Source organism: Streptomyces sp. NPDC058646 (assembly GCF_042716875.1).
In the GTDB taxonomy this organism is placed as follows: domain Bacteria; phylum Actinomycetota; class Actinomycetes; order Streptomycetales; family Streptomycetaceae; genus Streptomyces.
In genome coordinates, this window is record NZ_JBHXRK010000013.1 from 16,268 (window position 1) to 38,728 (window position 22,461).

23 protein-coding genes are annotated in these 22,461 nt (G+C 70.0%); 7 read left to right on the top strand and 16 right to left on the bottom strand.

What is annotated here, in order from left to right:
- Window positions 1-32: 32 nt before the first annotated feature.
- The 3 genes from ACFWUZ_RS17525 (at window position 33) to ACFWUZ_RS17535 (ending at window position 1,342) form a co-directional block, all read left to right on the top strand.
- Window positions 33-452, top strand: a complete 420-nt coding sequence (locus tag ACFWUZ_RS17525) for a phage holin family protein (RefSeq protein ID WP_384373032.1) — start codon at window positions 33-35, stop codon at window positions 450-452.
- Window positions 449-916 (top strand): DUF3618 domain-containing protein, encoded by a 468-nt coding sequence (locus ACFWUZ_RS17530; RefSeq protein WP_384373033.1) that lies wholly within the window; start codon window positions 449-451, stop codon window positions 914-916. The genes ACFWUZ_RS17525 and ACFWUZ_RS17530 overlap by 4 nt, the downstream gene beginning before the upstream one ends.
- A 192-nt stretch (window positions 917-1,108) precedes the next feature.
- The gene (locus ACFWUZ_RS17535) at window positions 1,109-1,342 is read left to right on the top strand and encodes a hypothetical protein (protein WP_384373035.1); all 234 of its coding nucleotides are present in this window, start codon (window positions 1,109-1,111) and stop codon (window positions 1,340-1,342) included.
- Window positions 1,343-1,483: 141 nt separating this feature from the next.
- Here ACFWUZ_RS17535 and ACFWUZ_RS17540 read toward each other — a convergent pair whose 3' ends face one another.
- Window positions 1,484-2,947 (bottom strand): SulP family inorganic anion transporter, encoded by a 1,464-nt coding sequence (locus ACFWUZ_RS17540; RefSeq protein WP_384373037.1) that lies wholly within the window; start codon window positions 2,945-2,947, stop codon window positions 1,484-1,486.
- Window positions 2,948-2,955: 8 nt separating this feature from the next.
- A complete protein-coding gene (locus ACFWUZ_RS17545) occupies window positions 2,956-3,537 on the bottom strand; it encodes a carbonic anhydrase (protein ID WP_384373039.1) in 582 nt (193 codons plus the stop codon).
- A gap of 808 nt (window positions 3,538-4,345) precedes the next feature.
- On the opposite strand from ACFWUZ_RS17545, the gene ACFWUZ_RS17550 reads away from it, so the two are divergent.
- On the top strand, window positions 4,346-4,522 hold the full coding sequence (locus ACFWUZ_RS17550; protein WP_384373041.1) for a hypothetical protein: 177 nt from the start codon (window positions 4,346-4,348) through the stop codon (window positions 4,520-4,522).
- Window positions 4,523-4,567: 45 nt separating this feature from the next.
- On the opposite strand, the gene ACFWUZ_RS17555 is transcribed toward ACFWUZ_RS17550, so the two are convergent.
- Entirely contained in the window at window positions 4,568-4,831 is a 264-nt protein-coding gene (locus ACFWUZ_RS17555; protein ID WP_384373042.1) for a transposase, read from the bottom strand.
- Window positions 4,832-5,890: 1,059 nt separating this feature from the next.
- Window positions 5,891-6,232: a PRC-barrel domain-containing protein gene (locus ACFWUZ_RS17560; RefSeq protein ID WP_384373044.1), complete on the bottom strand. Its 342-nt coding sequence runs from the start codon at window positions 6,230-6,232 to the stop codon at window positions 5,891-5,893.
- A 1,075-nt stretch (window positions 6,233-7,307) separates the two neighbouring features.
- On the opposite strand from ACFWUZ_RS17560, the gene ACFWUZ_RS17565 reads away from it, so the two are divergent.
- Window positions 7,308-8,294: an NAD-dependent epimerase/dehydratase family protein gene (locus ACFWUZ_RS17565; RefSeq protein ID WP_384373046.1), complete on the top strand. Its 987-nt coding sequence runs from the start codon at window positions 7,308-7,310 to the stop codon at window positions 8,292-8,294.
- A 287-nt stretch (window positions 8,295-8,581) separates the two neighbouring features.
- Here ACFWUZ_RS17565 and ACFWUZ_RS17570 read toward each other — a convergent pair whose 3' ends face one another.
- The 6 genes from ACFWUZ_RS17570 to ACFWUZ_RS17595 form a co-directional block, all read right to left on the bottom strand.
- Window positions 8,582-8,989, bottom strand: coding sequence for a VOC family protein (locus tag ACFWUZ_RS17570; protein WP_384373048.1), 408 nt, complete (start codon window positions 8,987-8,989; stop codon window positions 8,582-8,584).
- 144 nt (window positions 8,990-9,133) lie between these two features.
- Window positions 9,134-9,463, bottom strand: coding sequence for an aldo/keto reductase (locus ACFWUZ_RS17575; RefSeq protein ID WP_384373050.1), 330 nt, complete (start codon window positions 9,461-9,463; stop codon window positions 9,134-9,136).
- Complete coding sequence (locus ACFWUZ_RS17580) at window positions 9,400-9,744, bottom strand: aldo/keto reductase (protein ID WP_384373052.1); 345 nt, start codon at window positions 9,742-9,744, stop codon at window positions 9,400-9,402. Before ACFWUZ_RS17580 ends, ACFWUZ_RS17575 begins: the two co-directional genes overlap by 64 nt.
- 16 nt (window positions 9,745-9,760) lie before the next feature.
- On the bottom strand, window positions 9,761-10,726 hold the full coding sequence (locus ACFWUZ_RS17585) for a Gfo/Idh/MocA family protein (protein ID WP_384373054.1): 966 nt from the start codon (window positions 10,724-10,726) through the stop codon (window positions 9,761-9,763).
- A gap of 70 nt (window positions 10,727-10,796) precedes the next feature.
- On the bottom strand, window positions 10,797-11,618 hold the full coding sequence (locus tag ACFWUZ_RS17590) for a VOC family protein (protein WP_384373055.1): 822 nt from the start codon (window positions 11,616-11,618) through the stop codon (window positions 10,797-10,799).
- Window positions 11,619-11,767: 149 nt separating this feature from the next.
- Entirely contained in the window at window positions 11,768-13,294 is a 1,527-nt protein-coding gene (locus ACFWUZ_RS17595; RefSeq protein ID WP_384373057.1) for an MFS transporter, read from the bottom strand.
- Window positions 13,295-13,356: 62 nt separating this feature from the next.
- On the opposite strand from ACFWUZ_RS17595, the gene ACFWUZ_RS17600 reads away from it, so the two are divergent.
- Window positions 13,357-14,364 carry a helix-turn-helix transcriptional regulator gene (locus tag ACFWUZ_RS17600; protein ID WP_384373059.1) on the top strand — a complete coding sequence of 336 codons (1,008 nt, stop codon included), beginning with the start codon at window positions 13,357-13,359 and terminating at the stop codon, window positions 14,362-14,364.
- Between the two features lie 234 nt (window positions 14,365-14,598).
- Here ACFWUZ_RS17600 and ACFWUZ_RS17605 read toward each other — a convergent pair whose 3' ends face one another.
- From ACFWUZ_RS17605 to ACFWUZ_RS17630, 6 genes are all read right to left on the bottom strand, one after another.
- Window positions 14,599-15,471, bottom strand: coding sequence for a MurR/RpiR family transcriptional regulator (locus ACFWUZ_RS17605; RefSeq protein WP_384373061.1), 873 nt, complete (start codon window positions 15,469-15,471; stop codon window positions 14,599-14,601).
- A gap of 141 nt (window positions 15,472-15,612) precedes the next feature.
- Window positions 15,613-16,905, bottom strand: coding sequence for a cyanophycinase (locus tag ACFWUZ_RS17610; protein WP_384373063.1), 1,293 nt, complete (start codon window positions 16,903-16,905; stop codon window positions 15,613-15,615).
- A 185-nt stretch (window positions 16,906-17,090) separates the two neighbouring features.
- Entirely contained in the window at window positions 17,091-18,305 is a 1,215-nt protein-coding gene (locus ACFWUZ_RS17615; RefSeq protein WP_384373065.1) for a M20/M25/M40 family metallo-hydrolase, read from the bottom strand.
- Window positions 18,302-19,054 (bottom strand): amino acid ABC transporter ATP-binding protein, encoded by a 753-nt coding sequence (locus ACFWUZ_RS17620; RefSeq protein WP_384373343.1) that lies wholly within the window; start codon window positions 19,052-19,054, stop codon window positions 18,302-18,304. The genes ACFWUZ_RS17615 and ACFWUZ_RS17620 overlap by 4 nt, the downstream gene beginning before the upstream one ends.
- An 8-nt stretch (window positions 19,055-19,062) precedes the next feature.
- Window positions 19,063-20,025: an amino acid ABC transporter permease gene (locus ACFWUZ_RS17625; RefSeq protein WP_384373067.1), complete on the bottom strand. Its 963-nt coding sequence runs from the start codon at window positions 20,023-20,025 to the stop codon at window positions 19,063-19,065.
- 2 nt (window positions 20,026-20,027) lie between these two features.
- Complete coding sequence (locus tag ACFWUZ_RS17630) at window positions 20,028-20,957, bottom strand: ABC transporter substrate-binding protein (protein WP_384373069.1); 930 nt, start codon at window positions 20,955-20,957, stop codon at window positions 20,028-20,030.
- A gap of 343 nt (window positions 20,958-21,300) precedes the next feature.
- On the opposite strand from ACFWUZ_RS17630, the gene ACFWUZ_RS17635 reads away from it, so the two are divergent.
- Window positions 21,301-22,398 (top strand): hypothetical protein, encoded by a 1,098-nt coding sequence (locus ACFWUZ_RS17635; RefSeq protein ID WP_384373071.1) that lies wholly within the window; start codon window positions 21,301-21,303, stop codon window positions 22,396-22,398.
- Window positions 22,399-22,461: the final 63 nt, after the last annotated feature.

Genomic DNA, 22,461 nt, shown 5'->3' on the forward strand with positions numbered 1-22,461 from the left:
TAAGGACCGACTGGAAGCAAGGTGAGGATTCGATGAGCGCCGCTGGGCCGCACCCCGGCCAGGGCAACCCCCAGGAATCTGTGGGCGATCTCGTCTCGCGAGCGTCGCAGCAGATCTCCGAACTGGTTCGCGAAGAAATGCAGCTGGCCCGGGCGGAGATGACCGAGAAGGGCAAACGCTTCGGTGTGGGCGGCGGCCTGTTCGGCGGCTCCGGCCTGTTCGGCATCCTGGCCGCGCAGGCCCTGGTAGGCGCCGTCATCGCGGCCCTCGCCCTGCTCCTGCCGGTCTGGGCGTCAGCTCTGATCATCGCCGCCGTGCTGGCAGCGATCGCGGCGGGAATGGCCGTGGCCGGGAAGAAGCAGATCGCCAAGGCCGGCACCCCCGCACCCGAGCAGGCCATCGACAGCGTCAAGGCCGACGTGGCCGAGATCAAGGAGGCAGCACACCGATGAGCACCCCTTCCCAGGGCGACAAGGAATCCGCGCCCACTCCCGAGGAACTGCGCGAACAGGTCGAGCACACCCGCGACGAGCTCGGCCAGACCGTGGAGGCGCTGGCGGCGAAGGCCGACGTCAAAGCCCAGGCCAAGGACAAGGCGGCCGAAATCAAGGAGCAGGCCGCCGAGAAGGCCACCCTCGTCACCGGCCAGCTCCGGGAGAAGGCTGCGCAGGCAGCTCAGCTGGTCAAGGACAAGACCCCCGATCCGGTCCTCGACAAGGCCGCCCAAGCTGCCACCCAGGTCCGCGACACCGCGACCCGGGCCGGACAGCTCGCCGCCGAGAAGACACCGGACCCGGTCCGCGAGAAGGCCGATCAAGCGGCAACCATGGCGCGCGCCAACCGCACACCGCTGATCGCCGCAGCGGCCGCGCTTGTCGTCTTCCTGCTGCTGCGCCGCGGCCGGAGGCGCCGGTGAAGGCATCCAAGATCGCCTACAGGCCGGTCGGGCTGACGCTCGGCGCTGCGAGCGGCATGATCGCAGGCGCGGCGTTCAAGCAGGCCTGGGTGACCGGCACCTGGCCCGGCTGATCCGTCCCAGGATGGCGCCGGCCCACACCCCGGGGGCCGGCGCCACCAGACCCGTCGTCCCGAACCATGGGAGGAACGTGTGGCCGCGCGCCACCGGCTGCACGCCGTCGCCGCCGCCGCTCTCACCACCGCCGTGCTGCTGGCCCGATGGTGGGCTATCCGCGCGCTGCGAGGCGCACACGGCGCCAGCGCCGCCCGAACGCCCTGGCGAGCCGCAGCACCCCAACAGGGCGGCGCGGACACCACCGGCGATCGCGTGGCCGCGCTGCACGCTTCGTCCCTGGACCCCACCCTGCGGGAAACCGACGCCTAACCCAAGCAGTACTGGAACAAGCTCACCTCTCTCCACTCCCGCCGCATCAGCGACCGCCGACACAGGTGAGACACAGCCCGGCATCGGGCCGCGCAGGCCGCGGCCTGGGCCTCCCTCAGGGGATACGAGGGGCACCAACGGCTAGGGCGCCGTGATCCTCACCCGTTCCGTGTCGGCCGCGCTGTGCCGCTCGGCCCAGTTCTCCAGTGCCGTGCGGCAGGCGTGGTCGACGTGGTGCAGCCCGGAGAGGTCCAGCTCCACGGGGCGGTTCTGGGGCAGCGCCTCCAGAGTGTCGAGGATCTTCGGCAGCCGCAGGAAGGTCGCGTTGCCCGAAAGGTACGCCTGGACGGGGCCGGCGCCCTTGTCGATGACCTCCAGCTTGACGTGCGAGGCCTGCCAGGCGGTCTTGGCGACCGAGAGCGCCAGACCGATCAGCACGCCTTCGAACATGTTGACCGTGACGATCGCCAAGGCTGTGACCACGAGGATCAGCGCCTCACCGCGGTACGCCGTCCACAGCAGCACGACCTGCCGGAACGGGATCAGCTTCCAACCGGCGTGCACGAGGATGCCGGCGAGGGCGGGCAGCGGGATCAGCTCCAGGACGGACGGCAGGAGCGCCGCGAACAGCAGCAGCCACACGCCGTGCAGCACGCGCGAGGCCTTGGTCTTCGCGCCCGCCTGGACGTTGGCCGAGCTGCGCACGATCACGGCGGTCATCGGCAGCGCGCCGAGCAGCCCGCACACGGTGTTGCCGGCGCCCTGCGCCATGAGTTCCTTGTCGTACTCGGTGCGCGGCCCGTCGTGCAGCCGGTCTACGGCCGCCGCGCTGAACAGGCTTTCGGCGGAGGCGATCAACGCGAACGCGAGGATGGTGCCGAGGATGGCCGGCTGGGCCAGCTGGCCGAAGGCGTCGGCCCCCGGCGGCTGGATCGCGCCGAGCAGCCCCTGTACCTCCACCGTGGCGACCGGCAGGCCGAACGCCAGCGAGGCCAGGGTGGCCAAGAGCACCGCCGCGAGCGCGCCCGGCACCGCCCGGACCCGTTTCGGCATCCGCTTCCACAGCACCATCACCGCGATGGTGGCCGCGCCCACCCCGAGCGAGGCCAGGGCCTCGGTGCTGCCGACCGCGCGGACGAGCGCCTGCGGCAGCCCCGCGATCTTGTCGATGCCGGACGCCGGCGCCTTCAGGCCTGCCGCCGCGTACAACTGGCCCGCGATGATCACGAGTCCGATGCCGGCCAGCATGCCCTCGACCACCGAGACCGAGATGGCCCGGAACCAGCGGCCCAGCTTGAGCGCGCCCATGAGGAGCTGGAGCAGCCCGGCGGCCAGCACGATCACGCCGAGCGCAGCCAGTCCGAACTGGCGGACGGCCTCGAAGACGAGCACGGTCAGACCCGCGGCCGGCCCGGACACCTGCAGGCTGCTGCCGGGCATCAGTCCCGCGACGATGCCGCCCACGATGCCGGTGACCAGGCCGAGTTCTGCCGGGACGCCGGAGGCGACGGCCACGCCGACGCACAGCGGCAGCGCGACGAGGAAGACGACGAGGGAGGCGGCGAAGTCCTGCCTGAGATGGGGAGACTTGATCACAGCATTCATGGCGCCGCTCACAGGACCTCGAAGGCATCGGTGCCCGCGCGGTGTTCGAGCACGGCCCCGGTGTGCACCTCGTAGTACCAGCCGCGCACCCGCAGACGTCCTTCGGCCAGCCCCTTCTCCACGCAGGGGTACGAACGCAGGCGCAGCAGTTGGGCGAGCAGGTGGTGCTGCACGGACGCGGCGACGGCCGGGTCGTCCGGGTCGGTCGACACCGGCCGGGTCGCGGCGTACGCGAGCCAGTCCCGTACGGCGGGGACGGGGTCGAGGTCGTCGCCGCGTACCAGGGCGCCGACGGCACCGCAGTGCGAGTGGCCGCAGACGACGATGTCCTGGACGCCGAGCACTTCCACGGCGTACTCGATGGTGGCGGCCTCGGAGGTGGGCCGCTCGGAGGCGTAGGGCGGGACGATGTTACCCGCGGTGCGCAGCTCGAAGAGCTGACCGGGGGCGGCGCCGGTGATCAGGGCCGGTACGACCCGGGAGTCGGAGCAGGTGATGAACAGGACCTCTGGGGACTGGCCTTCGGCGAGTTTCGCGAACTCCTCAGGGCGCTGTCCAAATGTACGGGCGTTGTCGATGAGGGGCTGCATGCGTGGTCATTCCTCCTGGCGCGCCATGACAGCGCGTCGGACGGGCAGGACAGAGGGAGGCGCTGCGTCGCTGTCAGCAGCGGAAGACCTGGAGCGCGGCCGGGACGTGGCGGGTGTGGGCGAGGACCTGCCGGCCCGCCGAGGCGGCGGTCACCGTGAACGGTGATGGCGCGCGGCGTCTACCTCGATGACTCAATTCCGGACCGGGCTTCGGCCGTGGCAGGACGGGCCTCGTGCGCGTGTGCGAACACCACCGCGTGCGCCGGGAACAGGCGGTGAGCAGGACGGCGACGACAATCGCGCGGGCAGTCCCGGCTTCCACACCTGGCAACATCCATCCCTCCGGCAAAATCGGCACCTCTTGTGCACACCAAGAACCAGTCAATGGTTGGTCAAGAAACACGTTAACCCGACGAAGTTGTTTGCGCGGTTAACACAACGTGTCGGACTGAAGAGAGCCCGAAAGTGCGAGGTTTGTTGGCGCGAACCTGCCCTCGAACTCGTACAGTTGATCGAAGAGAGACCTCGATGCCTACCAGGGCCGCCTGGGTGAGCCCACACCGCCTGGGGGTTGGCCCGACCGCTGGGCGGGCGCGGGGTGATCATTGTCTGGTCGCGGGTAGGTCGCCTCCCTGCACCGCTGTCCATGCGCATCAGCGGCCCAAGCTGGAGCGCTACGGCGACACGCTGTTCCTCACCGTCCGGCACGGTAGCGCCCCGTCGCTGGACGGCGTACGGCAGCAGCTCCAGAACGACCCGCGGCAGCGCGGGCTCGCGGCCCGCGGCCGTCCTGCACGCGGTCGCGGACATGGTCGTCGACCGCTACATCGAGGTGGCGGACGCCTTCGCCGGTGACGTCGACACCTTGGAGAGTGTCGGCGGCGAGATAGATCTTGGTGGTCAGTCCGCCGCGGGAGCGTCCGAGGGCATGGTCGGGCGGCTCGCCGGCCGGGGCCCCTTCTGGCGGGCCCCGGCCGCGCGCTGATGAGCACGCACGATCGTGGAATCGACCGAGACGACCCAGTCGAGGTCACCCTCGGCGTCGGCTTGGGCGAGCAGGGCGGTGAAGACCTTCTCCCAGGTCCCGTCCGCGGCCCACATGCGCAGGCGGTTGTGGGTACCTTTCCACGACTCGAATGCTCGGGCAGTCCATCCACGGCGTCCCGGCGCGGTACTTGCACACAATTGCGTCGATCACCTGCCGCTGATCCCCCCACCACCCACCCCGCCGAGGAGTCGGGCGGTCCGGCAGCAACGGCTCGATGCGGGCCCACTGGGCGTCAGTCAACGACACCCATCAACCAACGATGCGTTGATCGGAAAGCGACGGTCTAGTCGCCCGAGAAGGCAATCCGCAGGTCTCGGTCGGTACGGCACCGCCGGCCCCAGGCCAGCAGCGTCGTCACCACCTCGAGCTCGCCACCTCCCAGACGTGCGAGGTCCCAACTTTCCAACTCCCGCACCATCTGGTCTACCGCCTCCCCACGCAACACGTAGCACAGGGCGATTCTCCGCGATCCGAAGGAAACGACCTGGGCCTGTTGCGAAGGTGGATCTCGTTCATTCGTGACCATGTCCCGTGGGGCGTGGGGATCTGACGAATGGCCAGGGGGCCCGGACCGGCGCCCCGTGGCGTGAGGTGCCGGAGCGCTGTGGGCCATGGGCCGTGGGACCGGGTCTATGACCTGTTCCGGCGCCGGCAGCGAGACGGAACCCGGGCAGGAATCCCCACCCCGGTTGCAGGCCGAGACAGACTCGCAGGGCCTGATCACCTGGGACGTGAACGTCGACTCCACCGTCTGCCGGGCCCACCAGCACGCGGCCGGGGCCGCGAGAGGGGGGACCTCCAGAAGGAGCCGCCCGGCGGGATCGCCGTCGAGCGGGCCGACCACGGACCCGGACGCTCCGGGGGCGGCCTGACCAGCCTCGCCGTGGAGCAGGGGCAAAAGCGCCTGTGAGTGGTGGTCACGGGAGAGCAGCGCGCGGGAGTCATAGGCTTTGTCGGCCCGGACTCGGTCCGGGGGCGACTGCCCGCAGTTCGAGCCGGTTCTGGAAGCGATCCGGGGCCCCAGACTCGGCTCAGGCAGGCCGCGCAAACGCCCCAAGGCCACGGTTCCGGTCCCGGCGGACCGGGTCCGCAACCGGCTCGGGCGCGGCTCGCGCGGCGGGCGTCCGCCGAAGTTCGACAAGGACGACCAACAAGCAGCGGCATCCGGTCGAGTGCGGGATCAACCGCCGCGAGCGCCACCGGGCCGTCGCCACTCGATACGACAGACTCGCCGTCCGCTACGCAGCGAAAGTGCTGGTCGCATCCATCAACAGATGGCTGTGACCAGCACTTTCGCCGCAGGCCCTAGCCGTAGTACCGGCCGAACCGCTCCAGGTAGTTGGACTCGCCGGCCTGTTTGGCCTCGTCGTACTCCGGGGCGTCCTTGATCTGCTCCTTCGTCCGGTTGACGTAGACCTTCTCCCCGATCATGTCGATGCGCTCGATGGTCCCGGCCGGCAGCAGCACATGCTTGCCGAAGATCCACACCCCCGTGTCCACGACCAGGTAGGAGGCTCCGACATCCTCGGAATGCTTATCGATCTTGCCGATGCTCCCATCGGTGGCCTCGACCTTGTAGCCGACGATGTCGGTGCCCCGCAGGTATCCCGCGTTGGGGTGGTAGCCCCAGATGTCGAACTCGCTCACAGCGACGCCTCTCGGTTGTCCATGACTACGGACAACCTGACCGGATCACACGGAACGCAAAACCCGTGCACGGGAAAGCCACTCCGCTGCCTGCCTCTCGCCCCCGGCGCGGTAGCAGGACGTCGACGGGGACTGGTCCATCCTCCCCGTTTCGGAACTCCGGCAAGGCTGGCGCGCTCCCGCTCGACCGTCATGAGGTCCCTGCCTCCCACACGCCCTTCATGGCGTCGCGGATGTTCCCAGCCCACGTCCCTCGTTCGGCTGATGGCGGACTGTCCCACACAAGCCCGCGGTGGGAGACTGCGGGCCGTGTCAGGGTTCGCAAGAGATACGAAGTACTACGGCGATCGGCTGGTGTACGAGCCGCTGGAGCGGAGGTGGGCCGGGTACCACGCCCGCCACTGCGGGTGTGGTCTGGACTGGCTCGAAGGCCACGCCGTCCCGGCCGGGTCCGCGAGGATGGGCTGACCAGGAACGCGTTGTGGGAGGCCGTCACCGGCACGCCGGGCACTCAGACCTGGCATGAACGCGTGCACATCACCTGCCGCAGCCCCGAGTCAGAGGCGGCCCGCAAGGCTCCCCGGCAGCGCTGCGCAACGGCCGCGAAGCGGCTGACCAAGGCCAGGGTCCGCAAGCTCATCGCCGCCCTGGTCGGCCGCCCCTCATCCGGCCCACTCCCGTCTTCGTCCTCGTCCAGCTCCGGCGCGTCCGGTCGCGCAGCGGGCGCGGGGCGCCGTCGGCCGGGACGCTGTAGCGGCCGAGCAGGTTCGGAACGCTCCAGCTCAGCCCGCGCGGGCGCCACCCTGCCGGCCATACGGAATGCTCAGCACGACGACTCCCTTGCTCGTTGAGCCTTCGCCATCTTCGAACGTGGTGGTCGGAGGGATTGGCGTGGCGCTCGGCCGGGGTGCTCGTGCTGATGGCGGGCGGAGTCGGCGGTCTTGATCGACTGTCAGCGGCCAGCTCCGAGGTTGGTGCGGACGAGCAGGGAGCGCAAGAGCTGGGTGGTGTGAGGGCCCCTACGCCCTCGGCGAAGCAAGTGCACCAGGCTCACGCGGCGTGTTTCAGTGAGTCGATGAAGATCTTGGTTTTGGGTGGAACAGCGTGGGTCGGCCGCGAGATTTCGCGGCAGGCGGTGGAACGTGGGCATCAGGTGACGTGTCTGGCACGTGGGGAGAGCGGCGCCGCGGCCAAGGGCGCGGTACTGATCGCCGCGGACCGGCATGATGCGGCGGCGTACGAAGAAGTCAGCGGTCAGGACTGGGACGCCGTCGTGGAGGTGTCATGGCAGCCGGGCTTCGTCCGCGGTGCGCTGCGGGCTCTGTCCGAGCGGGCGGGACACTGGGCGTACGTGTCGTCCGTCAGCGCCTATGCTTCGCACGCCCAGCCCGGCGCTGATGAATCGGCGCAGCTGCTTACCGCCACGGAGCGAGAGGCAGTCGGCCACGACGAGTTCGGGGCGGCCAAGGTCGCCTGCGAGGAAGCCGCGGCCGCCGTACTGGGAGATCGGCTCCTTGTAGCGCGGCCGGGCCTGATCGGTGGGCCGGGCGATCACAGTGGCCGATCCGGGTACTGGGTCGCTCGCGCGGCCCGCGCGCCGCAGTCCCCGCTGCTGGTACCGGCATCTGCGGATGTTTCGACGCAAGTGATCGACGCACAGGACCTTGCTGCCTGGCTGCTCGACTGCGCGGAGAAGGGGACGGCCGGGACGTACAACGCGGTCGGGCCGGCCGTGGCGCTTTCGGAGTGGATCACGCTGTCGCGGGAGATCGGCGGACACACCGGGCCGGTGGTGGAAGCGGAAGACGACTGGCTGCTCGAGCAGAAGGTGGTCCAGGCGATGGGGCCCGAATCGCTCGCGCTGTGGGTGGCCGACCCGGGATGGGCCGGGTTCGGAGCCCGCGACGGCGCCGCGGCGACCGCAACCGGTCTGCGGCACAGGCCCCGAGCCCAACTACTGGAGGCAACCTTGCGCTGGGAACGCGAGCAGGGACTTGAGCGGCCCCGCCGTGCCGGGCTGAGCACGGAGCGCGAACGGGAACTCCTGCAGGCACTGACGTAGCAATACACACGAAGCACCCGCCGCCCAAGGGCGGCCTGGCTGCCACCAGCACGAACGCCCCGGCCGAGCACCACGCCAACCCCTCCGTCCATCACGTTCGAAGATGGCGAAGGCTCATTGGGCAACGACCTGCACACGAAGCCTGCCCATGGCGGTTGTCACGCCTGGCAGACCGGCACCCCCGCTACACCGCCGCAGCGCAGGTGCTGCCCAGCTCCGGTCCCGGCCACTTCGAGCAGGTACTCGGCGCAGAGCCACACCCTGTGCGGGGGCAGCGGGGAGTTACCTCAGGCGTATTTGCCGAGGTCGCTGTTGTTGAGGGCGGTCTTGTCGTTGAAGCCGATCACGTAGCCGTCAGGGTCACGGATGTAGAACTCGCGCTGGCCGTTGTGGTCCTCGGTGAGCTCCTTGACCACCTGCGCGTCCTTGCGGACGCGCTCGTAGAATCCGTCGAGGTCTTCGACTGCGAGGTAGAACATGCCTGCGAAGCCGATGGGCTGGTCCTTCAGGACGGGCAGCCACCTCTTGAGGTCCTCGTTGCTGTAGATCATCGCGCAGAAGTCGCCTTGGTGGAGAAGCATGTGGATGTCGTCGCCGGGGCGGGCGGTGCTGGAGTCGACGTCGAAGCCGAGCTGTTTGTAGAAAGTGATGCTGGCGGCGGTGTCAGCGACGCTGAGGCAGGGCGCGAACGGCATGGGAAAAGTCCTTCTGTGAGGGTTCGGGTACTGCTCACGTTGTCCCACGGCGGGTCGGCGACGGCTCGTTGTGCAGGCCGTCCGGAGGCCCGTCGCGGACATGTCCTATCGCGCAGGGCCCGTGTTGCCGGAAGTGGCGGGGGTTCAGGGACCAAAGGACGCGCGCTGGCCAGGTCGGCCATGGCGCTGCTCCTGGGGGGAAGGCGTGGCGGGGTGCTGGTCGAGGGTGTCGATGGTGTGGAGTTCGTCGGCGCTGAGGGTGAGGTGGGTGGCGGTGAGGTCGTCGCGGATGTGGTCGGGGTGGGTGGAGGAAGGCAGGGTGGTGACACGCCGGGCCAGGTGCCAGGCGAGGACCACCTGCGCTGGGGTGGCGCCCAGCCGGGTGGCTGGTGCGGTCAGGGCCGGGTGGGTCAGGTCGGTGTGGCGCAGCGGGCTGTAGCCCTGGATGACCACGTGGCGTTCGGCGTGTTCCACCAGGCTCCGGGGGTCGAAACGGGTGGCGCTGAAGGGGATCTGGTTGACGGCTGGGGTGCGGCCGGTTTCCCGTATGAGGGGCCGCTGTCCACGAGGGCGCGGCCCACCTGGAGGTGGTTGCCGTAGCCGGCGGCCGTGTCGATGTGCCGGTAACCGGCCTCCAGCGCCGTCAGAACCGCCCGGTAGGCGTCCTCACCGGACAGCCGCCAGGTACCGAAACCGATCATCGGCATGGCGGCGCCGCCGACGACCGGCACAGCGGAAACGGGAGTACTGCTCATGCGTTCGGGTCTCCGGTCAGGACTGCTGGGCCGCACGCGGGGCGGTGAGCCGGTGGTGGACGTCGAGGGTCAGGCGCAGGGCCTCCAGCGCGGTGGCCGGTTCGATCCGGTTCTCCTCGCGGCCGGCGAGACAGGCGAGTACGTGGTCGATCATCAGGGCGTAGGCGTGGCCGTCGGGCAGGTCGATGACGTGCTCGCCGTCGGCGGTGCAGGCGGTCAGGGTGCTGCTGCCCTGGCCGGTGAAGCCGGCGATGGTGGCGTGTTCCAGGACGGCGCCGGTGAAGGTGGCGCGGTAGCCGCCGCGCCTGGCGTACGGCTGGGGCATGAGTGAGGAGGCGCTGCACCGGGCGGTGGCGTGGGGGTAGCCGAGGATGACGTCGGCTGCCGATCCGCGTCCGCCGGGTCCTTCGGTGCCGGTGGCGTTCACGGTGTCGGGGGTGCCGAGGAGGCTGGTGACCAGGTCGAAGTCGGCGTGCATCATGTCCATTGCCATCGAGTCCAGGCCCAGGTCGTAGCCCGGCCACAGCAGGGCGGTGCGGCTTTCCGTCTCGAGTGACAGCAGCGGGCCGTATCGGTGGTCTTCGACAGCTGCGCGCAGGTAGGTGTTGGCGGGGCTGAAGCGGGAGAACATGTCCACGAAGACCTGTCGGCCCGTGGCGTGCTGGGTGTCGATGACGCGCTCGGCGTCGTCCATGGTGGTGGTCAGTGGCAGTTCGATCAGGACGTCTTTGCCCGCGTGCATGGCGCGGATGGCCGTGTCGGCGTGCAGGTGGGTGGGCAGGCAGATGTCCACCAGGTCCACCGACGGATCGGTGATCAGGGCGTCCAGGTCGGTAGTGGTGGCGAAGCCGAAGTCCTCGGCGATCTTCTCCAGCTTCGCGGGAGTGCGGCCGAAGACGACGACGTCGGTGACGTCGGGGCGGTTGGCGTAGACGGCGGCGTGGGCCTGGCCGAAGCCGGTTCCGAGCAGTGCGATCTTCATGAGGTTCTCCTTCGGTGGCTGGGATGGCGGGCTGGCGGAGCAGCTGTAGGGCTGCTTCCGCCCGCGGGGGTCAGGCGTTGTGGGTGGGCATGGAGAACAGGCCGAAGCGGTTGCCGTGGGGGTCGCACAGGCGGGCGAAGGCCAGACCGTCGGGGTTGGATGCCGGGCCGTGCTCGAGGCGGGCTCCCGCGTCCGTCGCCACAGCGGTGGTGGCGGGCACATCGGTGACCAGGATCGAGGGCATCATGTAGTCGCCGCCGTCCATGTGGGAGCTGTGGTCCCACAGGCCGCCCGCGGGCCATTCGGCGCCGGTGAAGACGTTGAAGTACGGCTTGCCGCCGGCTGTTTCGTCCTTCTCGAAGCGCCAGCCGAACGCCTTGGTGTAGAAGGACATGGTGGTCTGCGGGTCGGTGGTGCCGATCTCGAACCAGGCCATGGAGCCGGGCTGCGGCCGGTGGGCGGATGCCTCCATGTGTTCCTCGGTGGCTTGGGCCCGCTCGGCCAGGTCTTCGGAGCTGCCGCGGGAGAAGAGGGAGAAGGTGTTGCCGCGCGGGTCCTTCAGGCGGGCGAAGACCGTCACGTCCCCGACCGCGGTGGCCGGGAAGACGATGTCGGCTCCGAGCGCGGCGAGCTTGTCGACGTCGGCTGCGACATCGGTGGACAGCATGGAGAGGTTGACGACCTCCCCGCCGGTGTCGCCCTGCTGGATGGCGCCCATCGGCCACGGTGCTCCGGGGGCGATGATGCGGGTGTAGGTGCGGCCGTCGACGGAGGAGTCCGGGTCGGCCTCGAAGGACCAGCCCAGAACAGGGCCGTAGAAGTTCTGGACGGCCTGGGGGTCGGCGGTTCCGATCTCGAACCAGACGACGGATCCGGGGGACATGAAGCTCATGGGAGAAGCCTTTCGCTGAGGTGGGCCGGTCCGGCTGCGGCAGCCGGACCCGGGGACGAGGGAACCCTCGGGGATGTGAGGGCATCGTGTCCGGGGCAGAGTTCGGGCGGGCCCTTGTGTGGTTCGTGCGGGTGACAGGGGCGGGGCGGTCAGGCGATGGGCTGTGGTTCCTGCTTCTGCTTTTCCGTGTGCTCCGGTGTGCTGTCCGTGGAGGACGTGCGGGTGCGGCGGGGCAGGGTGAACAGCAGGGCGAACGCGGCCGCAAATGCGGTGGCGACGTACCAGAGGGAACCGGTGAAGGCGTCGGGCAGGGCGTGGGCTCGGGCGGCCGGGTCGCCGGCGCCGAGGTGGCCGAAGAAGACCACCGAGGACAGGGCGACGCCGACGGCCTGGCCGAGCTGCATGGTGGTGCTGGTCAGCCCGGAGGCGGACCCGGCGTGCTGGTGCGGCACCTCGGACAGGACCAGGTCGGTCAGCGGCGCGATGATCAGTCCCATGCCCAGGCCCATCGGGATCAGCGGCAGCATCGTCTGCCACAGCGCGATGTCGGTCCCGTAGCGGGTGGCGAAGACGGCGAAGACGGCGAAGACGGCGAAGAGCAGCATCCCCGCCACCGCGAGGAGCGCGCCGCCCTGGAGGGCGCGCCGGCCGAAGCTCGGCACCAGGACCTGCATGGACAGGCCCGCGCCGGCCATCATCGCCGCCGACAGCGGCATCCCCGACAGGCCCGCCTTCAACGGCGAGAAGCCCAGGCCGAGTTGCAGGTACAGCGTCCAGGCCAGGAAGAACACTCCCGAGGCGAGTCCGAACAGCAGCTGGACGCTCTGCCCGCCGGCGAAGCTGCGGCGGGAGAACAGTGACAGGACCACCAGAGGTGAGCCGCCGTGCCGCGTCAGGTGCCGCTCCCAGGCCACGAACAGAGCCAGCACGGGCAGCGCGCCGGCCATCGAGGCGTACGTCCAGGCCGGCCAGCCCAGCTCGCGGCCCTGGGTGAGCGGCAGGACCAGCATCAGCAGTCCCGCCGTGGCGAGTGCGACTCCGACGCCGTCCAGGCGCTGCGCCCGCTCGCCCTTCGACTCGCGGATCAGCAGGGCGCCGGCGATCAGGCCCGCGGCGCCGAGGGGGAGGTTGACGAGGAAGATCGGCCGCCACGCGAGGTCGAAGAGGTTCCACTGCACCAGGAGGGCGCCGACGAGGGGGCCGGCCAGGGTGCCCAGGGCCATCACCGCGCCGTACACGCCGAAGACCTTGCCCCGTTCGCTGGTGGGGAAGGTGACGTGGATGATCGACAGAACCTGCGGCACCATCAGCGCCGCCATGGCGCCTTGGGCGATGCGCCCGGCCAGCAGGACCTCGGGAGTGCCCGCGAGGCCGCAGACCAGGGAGGTGAGCGTGAAGCCGGCCACCCCGAGCAGAAAGATCTTCTTGCGGCCGAACAGGTCACCGAGGCGACCGCCGGTGATCAGCCCGAGAGCGTAGGACAGGGCGTACCCGCCGGTGATCCACTGGATCTGGGACAGCGAGGCGCCGGTGTCGGCCTGGATGTCGGGGATCGCGATGTGCACGACGGTCACATCCACCGCGTCCCTGAACGCGGCGATCAGGACGACGACCAGGGCTACCCAGCGACGAGGATCCGGTTTTGTCAGGGAAAAATATGGTTTGCTCTCGGACATGCCTTCACGCTAGAGCCCTTTTAGGACAGCTCGCGTCCTTCAAGTCCGGCACAGTGGGCTTTATGACCACCGACATGCCCGCCCGGATGCTGCGCCTGCTATCGCTGCTTCAGACCCGCCGCGAATGGTCCGGCCACGAACTCGCCGACCGGCTCGGCGTCACCGGCCGCACCGTCCGCCGCGACATCGACCGCCTGCGCGAACTCGGCTACCCCGTCGAAGCCACCACCGGCCACGCCGGCGGCTACCGCCTCGCCTCCGGCACCGCCATGCCCCCGCTGCTGCTCGACGACGACGAAGCCGTGGCCATCACCGTGGCCCTGCGCACCGCCGCCGGCGGACTCGGCGGCATCGAGGAGACCGCCCTGCGGGCCCTGGCCAAACTCGAACAGGTCCTGCCCGCCCGCCTCCGCGGCCAGGTCGCCGCCCTCCAACAGGCCACCAGCACCATCACCTGGGAAGGACGGGGCCCCCGCGCCGACCCCGGCACCCTGACGGTGCTCGCCGCAGCCTGCCGCGACCACGAGATCGTCACGTTCGACTACACCACCCGCGACGGCACCCCGGCCTCACGCCGCACCGAACCCCACAGCCTCGTCGCCTCCGGCGGCCTGTGGTACCTCATCGCGCACGACACCCACCGCGACGACTGGCGCATCTACCACCTCGACCGCATCACCAGCCCCTCCCCCACCGGACACCGCGTGCCGCCCCGCGCGCTGCCCGACCCCGGCCCCGACCCCGCCGCCTACGTGGCAGCGAAGATCGCCACGGCCCCGGTCCGCTACCACGCCGTCGCCACCGTCCACGCCCCCGCCGAGACCGTCCGCGCCCGCACCTGGGCCCTGGCCACCCGTATCCAACCCCTCGACGAGGGCTCCTGCACCCTCGACTGCTCCGCCGACACCCTGCCCCGCGTCGCCCAGGTCCTCGCCACTCTCGACGCCGACTACACCCTCGACGCCGACCCCGCCGTGGTCGACCACCTGCACGCGGCAGCCCAGCGCACCCTGCGGGCTGTGCGGCGCGAAGCGGCGGGCGAAGCCCCGAGTGGCCCCGCCGCCCCATGATGGCTCTGCGCCCGATGCCCGCCCGAGGCTCCGCCGCCGTCGCGCCGCCAGCCGGCGCGCTCCTCGCATCGGCCGCCCTTACTCTCGTCGTCGCCGGAGGAAACCGCGGCGACAGCCGAGGGACGATGAGACCTCAAAGCCACTGAAACCGGTGGTCCGACACCCGCAGTTGCAAGTGACCACGGCGGTCAGGACGCCGACGCCGTTGGGTGCGGCGGCCGTGAAGGTGGTGGGTCAGTACAGACCCATGCGGCGGGCGGTGTCCTCCCCGTGCCGCATCCGCTGGTGGGCGTCCTCACCGAGAGCGGTGAGCACTCCGGCGACGACCGTCTCGATGACGGCGAGGGTGGGGACCAGGCTGTCGTAGGGGGAAGGCGCCGCGACCTGGCTGGGCAGGACCACCTCGGCGTGGGTGGAGGCCGGCGAGAGCCACATGTCGGTGAAGAGAATGACCTTGCCGCCCTGCGCCTGTACGAGTTCGGCCATCGCGACCTTGTCCTGCTCGTAGCGCCGGTAGTCGAAGACGACGAGGACGTCCCGCCGGTGGAGAGCCGCGAACACGGCGGTGCGCTCGACATCACGGTCGGGCAGGAACCGCACGTCGTCGCGCAGTTGCATGAGGTGCAGGCCGAGGTACTGGGCGAACAGGTTGGTGAAGCGTCCTCCGGCCAGGGTGATGCGGCGTTTGCCGTCGGACAGCAGTCTGATCGCGTGTTCGAGATCGTGCGGGGGCAGTTCGGCGAGGGTCTGTGCCACCGCGGCGCTGAAGACGTTGCTGCCCCGTTGGAGGAGGGAGAGGTCTTCGTCCGGCCCGCCCTTGCTGCGACCGTAGTCGGTTGCCTCGTACAGGGAGAGAGGGGAGGCGTTGCGCTCGTCGAGCTCCGCTCGCAGCGCGGCCTGGAAGTCGGGGAACCCTCGGTACCCGAGCCGGTTGACGAACCGCAGGACGGTCGGGGCGCTGACGGCTGCCCGCTCTGCGAGGACGGCCATGGTCTCGAAGCCCGCTGAGGGATAGCCGGCGAGCAGCACGCGCGCGACCTTGCGTTCGGCGGGGCTGACGTCGCCCAGCTTGAGGCGGATCTCGTCGGCGAGCGTGCCAGGGGCCATGCGGGATCTCCCTTCGAGGGTTTGGAACGCGGGTGACAGGTGGCGGGTCGAGCCTACTGCCGCTCATCGGGGGTGGGGCCGGCCGGATCCCCTCCCGGTGTCCGGCCGGCCCCGGTCCCGCCGTGCGGAGTCGGGGTGCTGTCACTCCGGAGTGACTGCGAGCCGCAGGCCGGTGACGGTTCGCGCGGTGGCGCCGTCGGTGGTCCAGGCGGTGAATCCAGGCTGCTTGCTGAAGGTGACGGTGAACCGGGGTCCGCCCTCGAACGTGCGGGCGGTCGCGGTGCGCTGGGTGCCGGTGGCCGCGAGGGCGCGCGCGGTGCCCAGGAAGGAGTACGGGACGCCTGCGGGGTTGGCCGCGGAGTGGAACACGTCGGGGTTGGCGGGGACGGGTGAGGCGGAGGTCGGCACCAGGGGTCGCTTGCCGGCATCGGGCAGGACGCGCCAGCGGTTCGGGTCGTAACGGTCGCCGTCGGTCAGGTAGGTGTAGCGGGCGCCGGTGAGGGACCACGCTCCGGAGGGACTCCTCCCGGTCCGGGCTTGGCGGAGGTCGAGGATGGCGACGCCTTGCGGACCCAGTACGCGCAGCCGCTCGTGCGGTGTGCGGGGGGCCTCCACGATGAGAGCGGTGTTCTCCTCGAGTGCGTACACGCGGTCGTGTCCGGTGTCGGCGGCCAGGCGCAGGGCCCTGCCTTCGCGTCCGTACGCGCCGGTGTGGGTGTCGATCAGTCCGGAGCGCAGGAAGCCGAACCCGCCGGCGGGCAGGTGACCGAGCCGGGACGGGTCCTCGAAATATCCCGGGCTGCTGCCGTCACGCAGTCCCTCGTAGGAGTCGCCTCCCGTCACCATGTCGGCTCCGGCGGCGATCTGTGCTCCGGCGCTGGAGCCGGAGACGACCGCGCCGGCGGCCAGCTTGGCGCGGATCGCGGCGAGGACCTTGGAGTCGGTGTGGGCGGAGCCGTGGAGCAGGGTGGTGACGTAGCGGTACTGGTCGCCGCCGCCGAAGAAGAAACCGGTCATGGAGTTGACCTGCCTGACGACCTCGTCCGAGTCGGCGTGGGCGATGTGGTCCAGGTCGACGGGGATCCACTGGGCGTCGGCGGCGCCGTGCCGTTCGAACAGGCCGGCGTAGTAGGCGCCGTTGCACTGTGAGTTGCTGCACTGGTCCGGGTCTGCGGCGTGCGGGTCCTGACTGGCGGGAACCGAGGAGGCGGTGATCACTCCGATCCTCGCCGAGGTCCCGCCGGCCCGCTTGATGATCTCGCCGTAGACCTGGGTGTTGTCCGACTTCAGTCCGCCGCCGACGAGGACGAGGGAGCCGCGATCCCCCGGATGGCGGGTGGGGTCGGCGCCGGCCGACGGGGCGAGGGCAAGCGTGAGCAGGAGAGCGGTGCCACCCGCGAGTGTGGTGCGGCGGGCTCCGGTCGGGACGCGCATGTGATGCCTCCTGTGATGGGGGGTCGGTGATGGGGGGGCGGTGGTGGCCGGGACCGCGATGGCGGATGCCTGTCGCGGCCCCGGCGCGGGCCGGCAGCCCGTTGTGTGGGGGATCGGGCTGCCGGGGGCCGGGCCCCGTACCGGGCAATGGCGCGATCAAACCGGTACGGGGCGTATCTGGGGCGTCAGCCGGTGCGGCTGTCGCCGAGGTCGGCGACGAGGGACGCGAGGAGCGCGACGCGGACGGGGACGGTGGAGGTGTCCAGCCATTCCTCGGGGGTGTGGTCGGCTCCGCCGACCGGGCCGAGGCCGTCCAGGGTGGGCACGCCGGTGCCCGCGATGAAGTTGGCGTCGCCCACGCCGCCCGTCGCCGCGCCACCGAGCGGTACCCCGAGGTCTGCGGCGATCTTTCTGGCCCGGTCGAACATGCGGCGGGAAGCGGGAGTGTCCTCCATGGGCGGACACAGGTCCAGCTGCTCCACCGTGGCGGTGGTGCCGGGTACGCAGGGCCGTGCGACGGTGGTTTCCATCGCGGACCTGGCGGCTGCGATGCCGGCTGCGGTGGCCGAGCGCACCTCGACCCGCAGCTCGGCTTCCGGGCAGACGATGTTCGCGCGGGTCCCTGCGCGTACGACGCCGACGTTGACGGTGACGTCGTCCCAGTGACCGTTGAGGGACTGGAGGGCCACGACCAGGTGGGCGGCTGCCAGGGCGGCGTTCGCCCCGCGCTCCGGCTCGATGCCGGCGTGCGCGGCCCGGCCGGTGACCGTCACCCGGAAGTCGGCCACGCCCTTGCGGGCGATGACCACGTCGCCGTTCTCCCGCGCGCACTCCAGGGCGAGCGCGAAATCGGCTCCGCAGGCCGCTGCCTCCGTTGCCGCGCGGCTCGCGGGTGAGCCGATCTCCTCGTCCGGGGTGGCGAGGAAGACGAGTTCGGCGTACTGCGACGCGCCGGCCTGGTGGAGGATGTCCAGGGCGGTGAGTCCGGCGAGCAGCCCGCCCTTGTCGTCGCTCACGCCCGGGCCGCGCGCCATGCGCCCGTCGAGTACGAAGGGCCGTTCGGCGGCGGTGCCGTCCTCGAACACGGTGTCCAGGTGTGCGACGAGCAGGACGCGTCGGCCGCCCTCGGCAACCGACAGGTCGCCTCGTTTGCGGGCGACGACCACATCGCCGACCGGGTGTCGGTGGGTGGGGGCCGGGGCGATGCGCTCGACGGCGAATCCGATCCTGAGCAGCCGTTCCTGGGTCCAGTCGGCCATTTGGTTGACGCCTGCGGGGCTGTACGAGCCGGAGTCGATGGCGACCAGCTGGGCCAGGTCTGCCAGGTAGCCCTCCAGGAGCGCCTCGGCGCGCGGGAGCAGCCCGGTGGTGCGGAGCCGCTCCCGCGAGGGGGCGCTCACAGGACCTTGAAGAGGAACGCACGGGTGCGCTCCTGCCGGGGGTCGACGAGGACGTGGCGGGGGTCACCCGATTCGACGACGACGCCGTCGTCCATGAAGACGGCGGTGTCGCCCACCTCGCGGGCGAAGCCGATCTCGTGGGTCACCACGACCATCGTCATGCCGTCGGCCGCGAGCTGCCGCATCACGTCCAGCACGTCACCGACGAGCTCGGGGTCGAGCGCGGAGGTGGGTTCGTCGAAGAGCATGAGCTTGGGCTTCATCGCCAGGGCGCGGGCGATGGCGACGCGTTGCTGCTGCCCTCCGGAGAGCTGCGCCGGGTAGTGCCCGGCCCGGTCGCCGAGGCCCACCTGATCGAGCAGGGCGTGGGCGTCGGCCTGGGCCCGAGACCTGTTGGTCCCGCGGACGTTGACCGGGGCTTCCATGACGTTTTCGAGGGCGGTCATGTGGGGGAAGAGGTTGAAGCGCTGGAAGACCATGCCGATATCGCGGCGCCTCGCGGCGACTTCCTTCTCCCCCAGTTCGTGGAGCCGGGGGCCGCTCTGGCGGTAGCCGACCAGCTCGCCGTCGACCGCGAGCTTCCCGCCGTCGACCCTGTCGAGGTGGTTGATGCAGCGCAGGAAAGTGGATTTGCCCGAGCCGGAGGGGCCCAGCAGACAGCACACCTGGCCGCGTTCGACGGTCAGGTCGATGCCCTTGAGGACTTCGAGTTTCCCGAACTGCTTGCGCACGCCCTGGGCGTGGACCATGGGGACGTTCACCGGACCGCCTCCTTGCTGTCCTTCTTCGCACGAGCAGGTCGGCTGAGCGCTCCCGCGAACATGCGGCGCAGCGGCGAGACGTGGCCGCCGCGGCCGGTGCCACGGCCGTAGCGGCGCTCCAGCCACGCCTGCGGAACGCTGAGCAGGGTGACCAGCCCGAGGTACCAGAGGCTGGCGACCACGAGCATGGGGATGACCTGGTAGTTCTGCGCGTACACGTCTTGGATGTTGGACATCAGGTCGTGGGCCGAGATGATCGACACCAGGGCGGTCATCTTGAGCATGTTGATCGTCTCGTTGCCCATCGGCGGGATGATCACCCGCATCGCCTGGGGCAGCACGATCCGCCGCATCGTCAGGGCCGGCCGCATGCCGAGGGAATGAGCCGCCTCGGTCTGGCCGGTGTCCACCGACTGGATGCCGGCGCGGACGATCTCCGAGGCGTACGCGGCCTCGTTGAGGCCGAGGGCCAGCAGCGCGGCGACGGCAGGGGTGAGCAGCGAGTTGGTCTCGACCTGGAAGAAGGTGATGTCGGTGAACGGGATACCGATCATCACGTACTTGTAGAGGGCGGCGGCGTACCCCCAGAAGATGATCTGCACCAGCAGGGGGGTGCCCCGGAAGAACCAGACGAAGAGCGAGGACATCCCGTACAGCACAGGATTGCTCGACAGGCGCATCACCGCGACCAGTGTGCCCAGGACGAGCCCGAGGGCCATCGCCGCCGCGGTGAGCCACAGGGTGGTGACCAGTCCGGAGAAGATCAGGTCGGCGAAGAGGAAGTGGCCGATGATCTCCCAGTGGAGATTGCCGTTCTTCGCCAGCGATCCGGCCACGCCCACGAGGGCGGCGACCGCCGCGAGGGCCGCGATCCAGCGGCCGTAGTGGCGCAGCGGAACGATCGTGAGCTGCTCGGGTGCCGTACGGTCGGTGTCGGCGGGAGCCGTGGTGGTGGTCATCTCTAGTCCACCGCCGCGTTCTTGGTGGCCTCCTTGACGGCGATGGAGGCGACACCGTACTTGTCGAAGATCTTGGCGGCGGTTCCGTCGTCGATCAGGGCCTGCAGCGCCTTCTGGATCGCGTCGCTGAGCTGCGGCAGCTTCTTGGACACCGCTATGCCGTTGGGCGAGGCACCGTAGCCGCCTGCGGCGGCCGGGTCGTCGACGACTTCGAAGGCGTTCCCGTTGTCGGCGGTCTTGGCGGTCCAGCCCGCGGCGGGCTTCGTCTGCACCTGGGCGACGACCTTGTCGGAGCGCAGGGCGAGCTGGGCGTCGGAGTCCTTGGGGAAGGTCTGGATGTCGATCTCGCCCTTGCCCGCTGCCTTGCACTTCGCCTGGTGTTCCTGGAGCAGGTCCAGCTGGTTCGTCGCCGCCTGCACCGCGGCCTTCTTGCCGCACAGGTCGTTCAGGGTCGTGATCTTCTCCGGGTTGCCCTTGACGACCATGATCCCGGAACCGGAGACGGAGTAGTCGACGAAGTCGACGACCGCCTGCCGCTCCTTGTTGTCGGTCATGGCCGACATCGCCGCGTCGAACTTGCCGGCCTGGATGGCCGGCACGATGCCGTCGAACTTCTGCGGGGTGAAGGCGAACCTCACGCCCAGCTTCGCGCCCAGCGCCTGCCCCAGGTCGTAGTCGAGACCGGTCAGTTCGGGCTTGCCTTCGGTCACGAACATCTCGAAGGGCGCGTACGGGACATCGGTGGCCACGCGCACCACACCCGACTCTCTGATCTCCTCGGGCAGGGCGGCGTGGAGCGCCGTGTCCTGGGCGATCGGGACTCCGGCGACAGTGGTGGCGGCGGGCGACTCGGCGGCACCGTCGGAGGCGTCTTCCCCGCAGGCCGAGACCGTCACGAGGATCGCCACGGACAGGGCGGAGGCCGTCGACACGCGACGGAGGGACGGGGTTGGCATCACAGGTAACCCTCTCGAAAGATCGGCGGGCGACGACTTCGTGCGTCACCGTCTGACATGCGAGGAAATTACATGTGCTGCTTGTTGTTGGCTAGATGTAACTCATGTTTCATCCAGATAACGAGGGTGCAATTTCACGCCAAGCACGCACATCGGGAGCTCTCATCTGCCCAATCGGCGGATCGGTCCACTTGCGTGGCCAACTCGTGCGTTACATCTACCGCAGTTCGCGAGCGGCCTGTACTTTCCGTTGCTGCACGCCTCAGCATCCGCACTCCGCTTCGCTGCGGTACCCCTCACCGCTTCTCCCGGAGGACCCATGAGTCCGTTCCCGCACCACGCCTCCCCTGCGTTCACCGCTGCCTCCCCGGTGCGGCGCCGACCCGCACACCGCATCGCCGCATGCCTCTCGGCCGCTCTGGCGGTCCTCGCCGGCGGGCTCGTCCAGGCCGGTCAGGCCGAGGCCGCCGCCAGCCGCATCCGCCTCGGCAGCTCCGCGGATGCCAGTCGCGCCGGCTGGTCGGGCCCCGCCTTCACCATGAACGGGTCCGGTGGCGTCGTCTCCGCCTCCATGACCAAGGCCGTCGACGCCATTCGCGGTGGAACCGGCTCACTCGATGTCGTGGTGCTGGCGGCGTCGACGCCGGGTTCCGGCAGCAGAACACCCGAGTGCGATGCGATCACGCGCCTGCGCGGTATCAACTCCTGCACCACGTGGACGCTCACCAAGGCGGCTGACGGCAACAACGCGCAGGCCAACACCGACATCCGCAACGCGGAGTTCGTCTACTTCGCCGGCGGCGACCAGTGCACGTACACGGCCTGGAAAGCCACCGCGCTCCGCGCCTCCGTTCAGTCGGTCGTCGCCAAGGGCGGCGGCTCCGGTGGAGGTAGCGCCGGTCACCACATCAACAGCTCCGTCGTGTACGACGCCTGCCAGGGGAGCATCACCTCCAGGGAGGCCCTGGCCGACCCCTACGACTCGTACGCGACGTTCACCACGGGCATGTTCGGATGGCCGCACTACGCCGACACCGTCAACGACTCCCACTTCGTCACCCGCGACCGCATGGGGCGCACCATGGCCTTCGTCGCACGTGCGGTCAAGGACGGACTCACCACCGGCGGGAAGGCCTGGGGCGTGGGCGTCGAAGAAGGCGGCTCCCTCTTCATCGACAAGAACGGCCTGGCCACCCTCTCCGGCGCCGACGCCTACGTCGTCCTCGGCGACCACCAGCCCGAGAGGGCCGTCCCGGGACAGCCCCTCACCTACTCCGACTACAAGATCTGGCGCCTGACCTCCGGCCGGACCTTCGACTTCAAGAACCGTCCCACCTGCGGTTACTACCTCAAGAGCGTGACCAACGGCGTCACCGACAGCAACCCGTACCACGGCACACCCGTCACCGGTTGCTGAACCTGCTCGTGACGTGCGGAGGGCACTGTGTCCAGCACCCTCCGTCCGGCGAACCGCCGCGTC

Bases quoted from the DNA above. Each gene is read 5' to 3' on its own strand.
- ACFWUZ_RS17635 (WP_384373071.1), top strand. From the start codon at position 21,301: ATGAGTCCGTTCCCGCACCACGCCTCCCCTGCGTTCACCGCTGCCTCC.
- ACFWUZ_RS17525 (WP_384373032.1), top strand. From the start codon at position 33: ATGAGCGCCGCTGGGCCGCACCCCGGCCAGGGCAACCCCCAGGAATCT.
- ACFWUZ_RS17580 (WP_384373052.1), bottom strand. From the start codon at position 9,744: ATGAGCAGTACTCCCGTTTCCGCTGTGCCGGTCGTCGGCGGCGCCGCC.
- ACFWUZ_RS17610 (WP_384373063.1), bottom strand. From the start codon at position 16,905: ATGCGCGTCCCGACCGGAGCCCGCCGCACCACACTCGCGGGTGGCACC.
- ACFWUZ_RS17550 (WP_384373041.1), top strand. From the start codon at position 4,346: ATGGTCGTCGACCGCTACATCGAGGTGGCGGACGCCTTCGCCGGTGAC.
- ACFWUZ_RS17585 (WP_384373054.1), bottom strand. From the start codon at position 10,726: ATGAAGATCGCACTGCTCGGAACCGGCTTCGGCCAGGCCCACGCCGCC.
- ACFWUZ_RS17595 (WP_384373057.1), bottom strand. From the start codon at position 13,294: ATGTCCGAGAGCAAACCATATTTTTCCCTGACAAAACCGGATCCTCGT.
- ACFWUZ_RS17600 (WP_384373059.1), top strand. From the start codon at position 13,357: ATGACCACCGACATGCCCGCCCGGATGCTGCGCCTGCTATCGCTGCTT.
- ACFWUZ_RS17570 (WP_384373048.1), bottom strand. From the start codon at position 8,989: ATGCCGTTCGCGCCCTGCCTCAGCGTCGCTGACACCGCCGCCAGCATC.
- ACFWUZ_RS17625 (WP_384373067.1), bottom strand. From the start codon at position 20,025: ATGACCACCACCACGGCTCCCGCCGACACCGACCGTACGGCACCCGAG.
- ACFWUZ_RS17545 (WP_384373039.1), bottom strand. From the start codon at position 3,537: ATGCAGCCCCTCATCGACAACGCCCGTACATTTGGACAGCGCCCTGAG.
- ACFWUZ_RS17590 (WP_384373055.1), bottom strand. From the start codon at position 11,618: ATGAGCTTCATGTCCCCCGGATCCGTCGTCTGGTTCGAGATCGGAACC.
- ACFWUZ_RS17620 (WP_384373343.1), bottom strand. From the start codon at position 19,054: ATGGTCCACGCCCAGGGCGTGCGCAAGCAGTTCGGGAAACTCGAAGTC.
- ACFWUZ_RS17605 (WP_384373061.1), bottom strand. From the start codon at position 15,471: ATGGCCCCTGGCACGCTCGCCGACGAGATCCGCCTCAAGCTGGGCGAC.
- ACFWUZ_RS17565 (WP_384373046.1), top strand. From the start codon at position 7,308: ATGAAGATCTTGGTTTTGGGTGGAACAGCGTGGGTCGGCCGCGAGATT.
- ACFWUZ_RS17530 (WP_384373033.1), top strand. From the start codon at position 449: ATGAGCACCCCTTCCCAGGGCGACAAGGAATCCGCGCCCACTCCCGAG.
- ACFWUZ_RS17540 (WP_384373037.1), bottom strand. From the start codon at position 2,947: ATGAATGCTGTGATCAAGTCTCCCCATCTCAGGCAGGACTTCGCCGCC.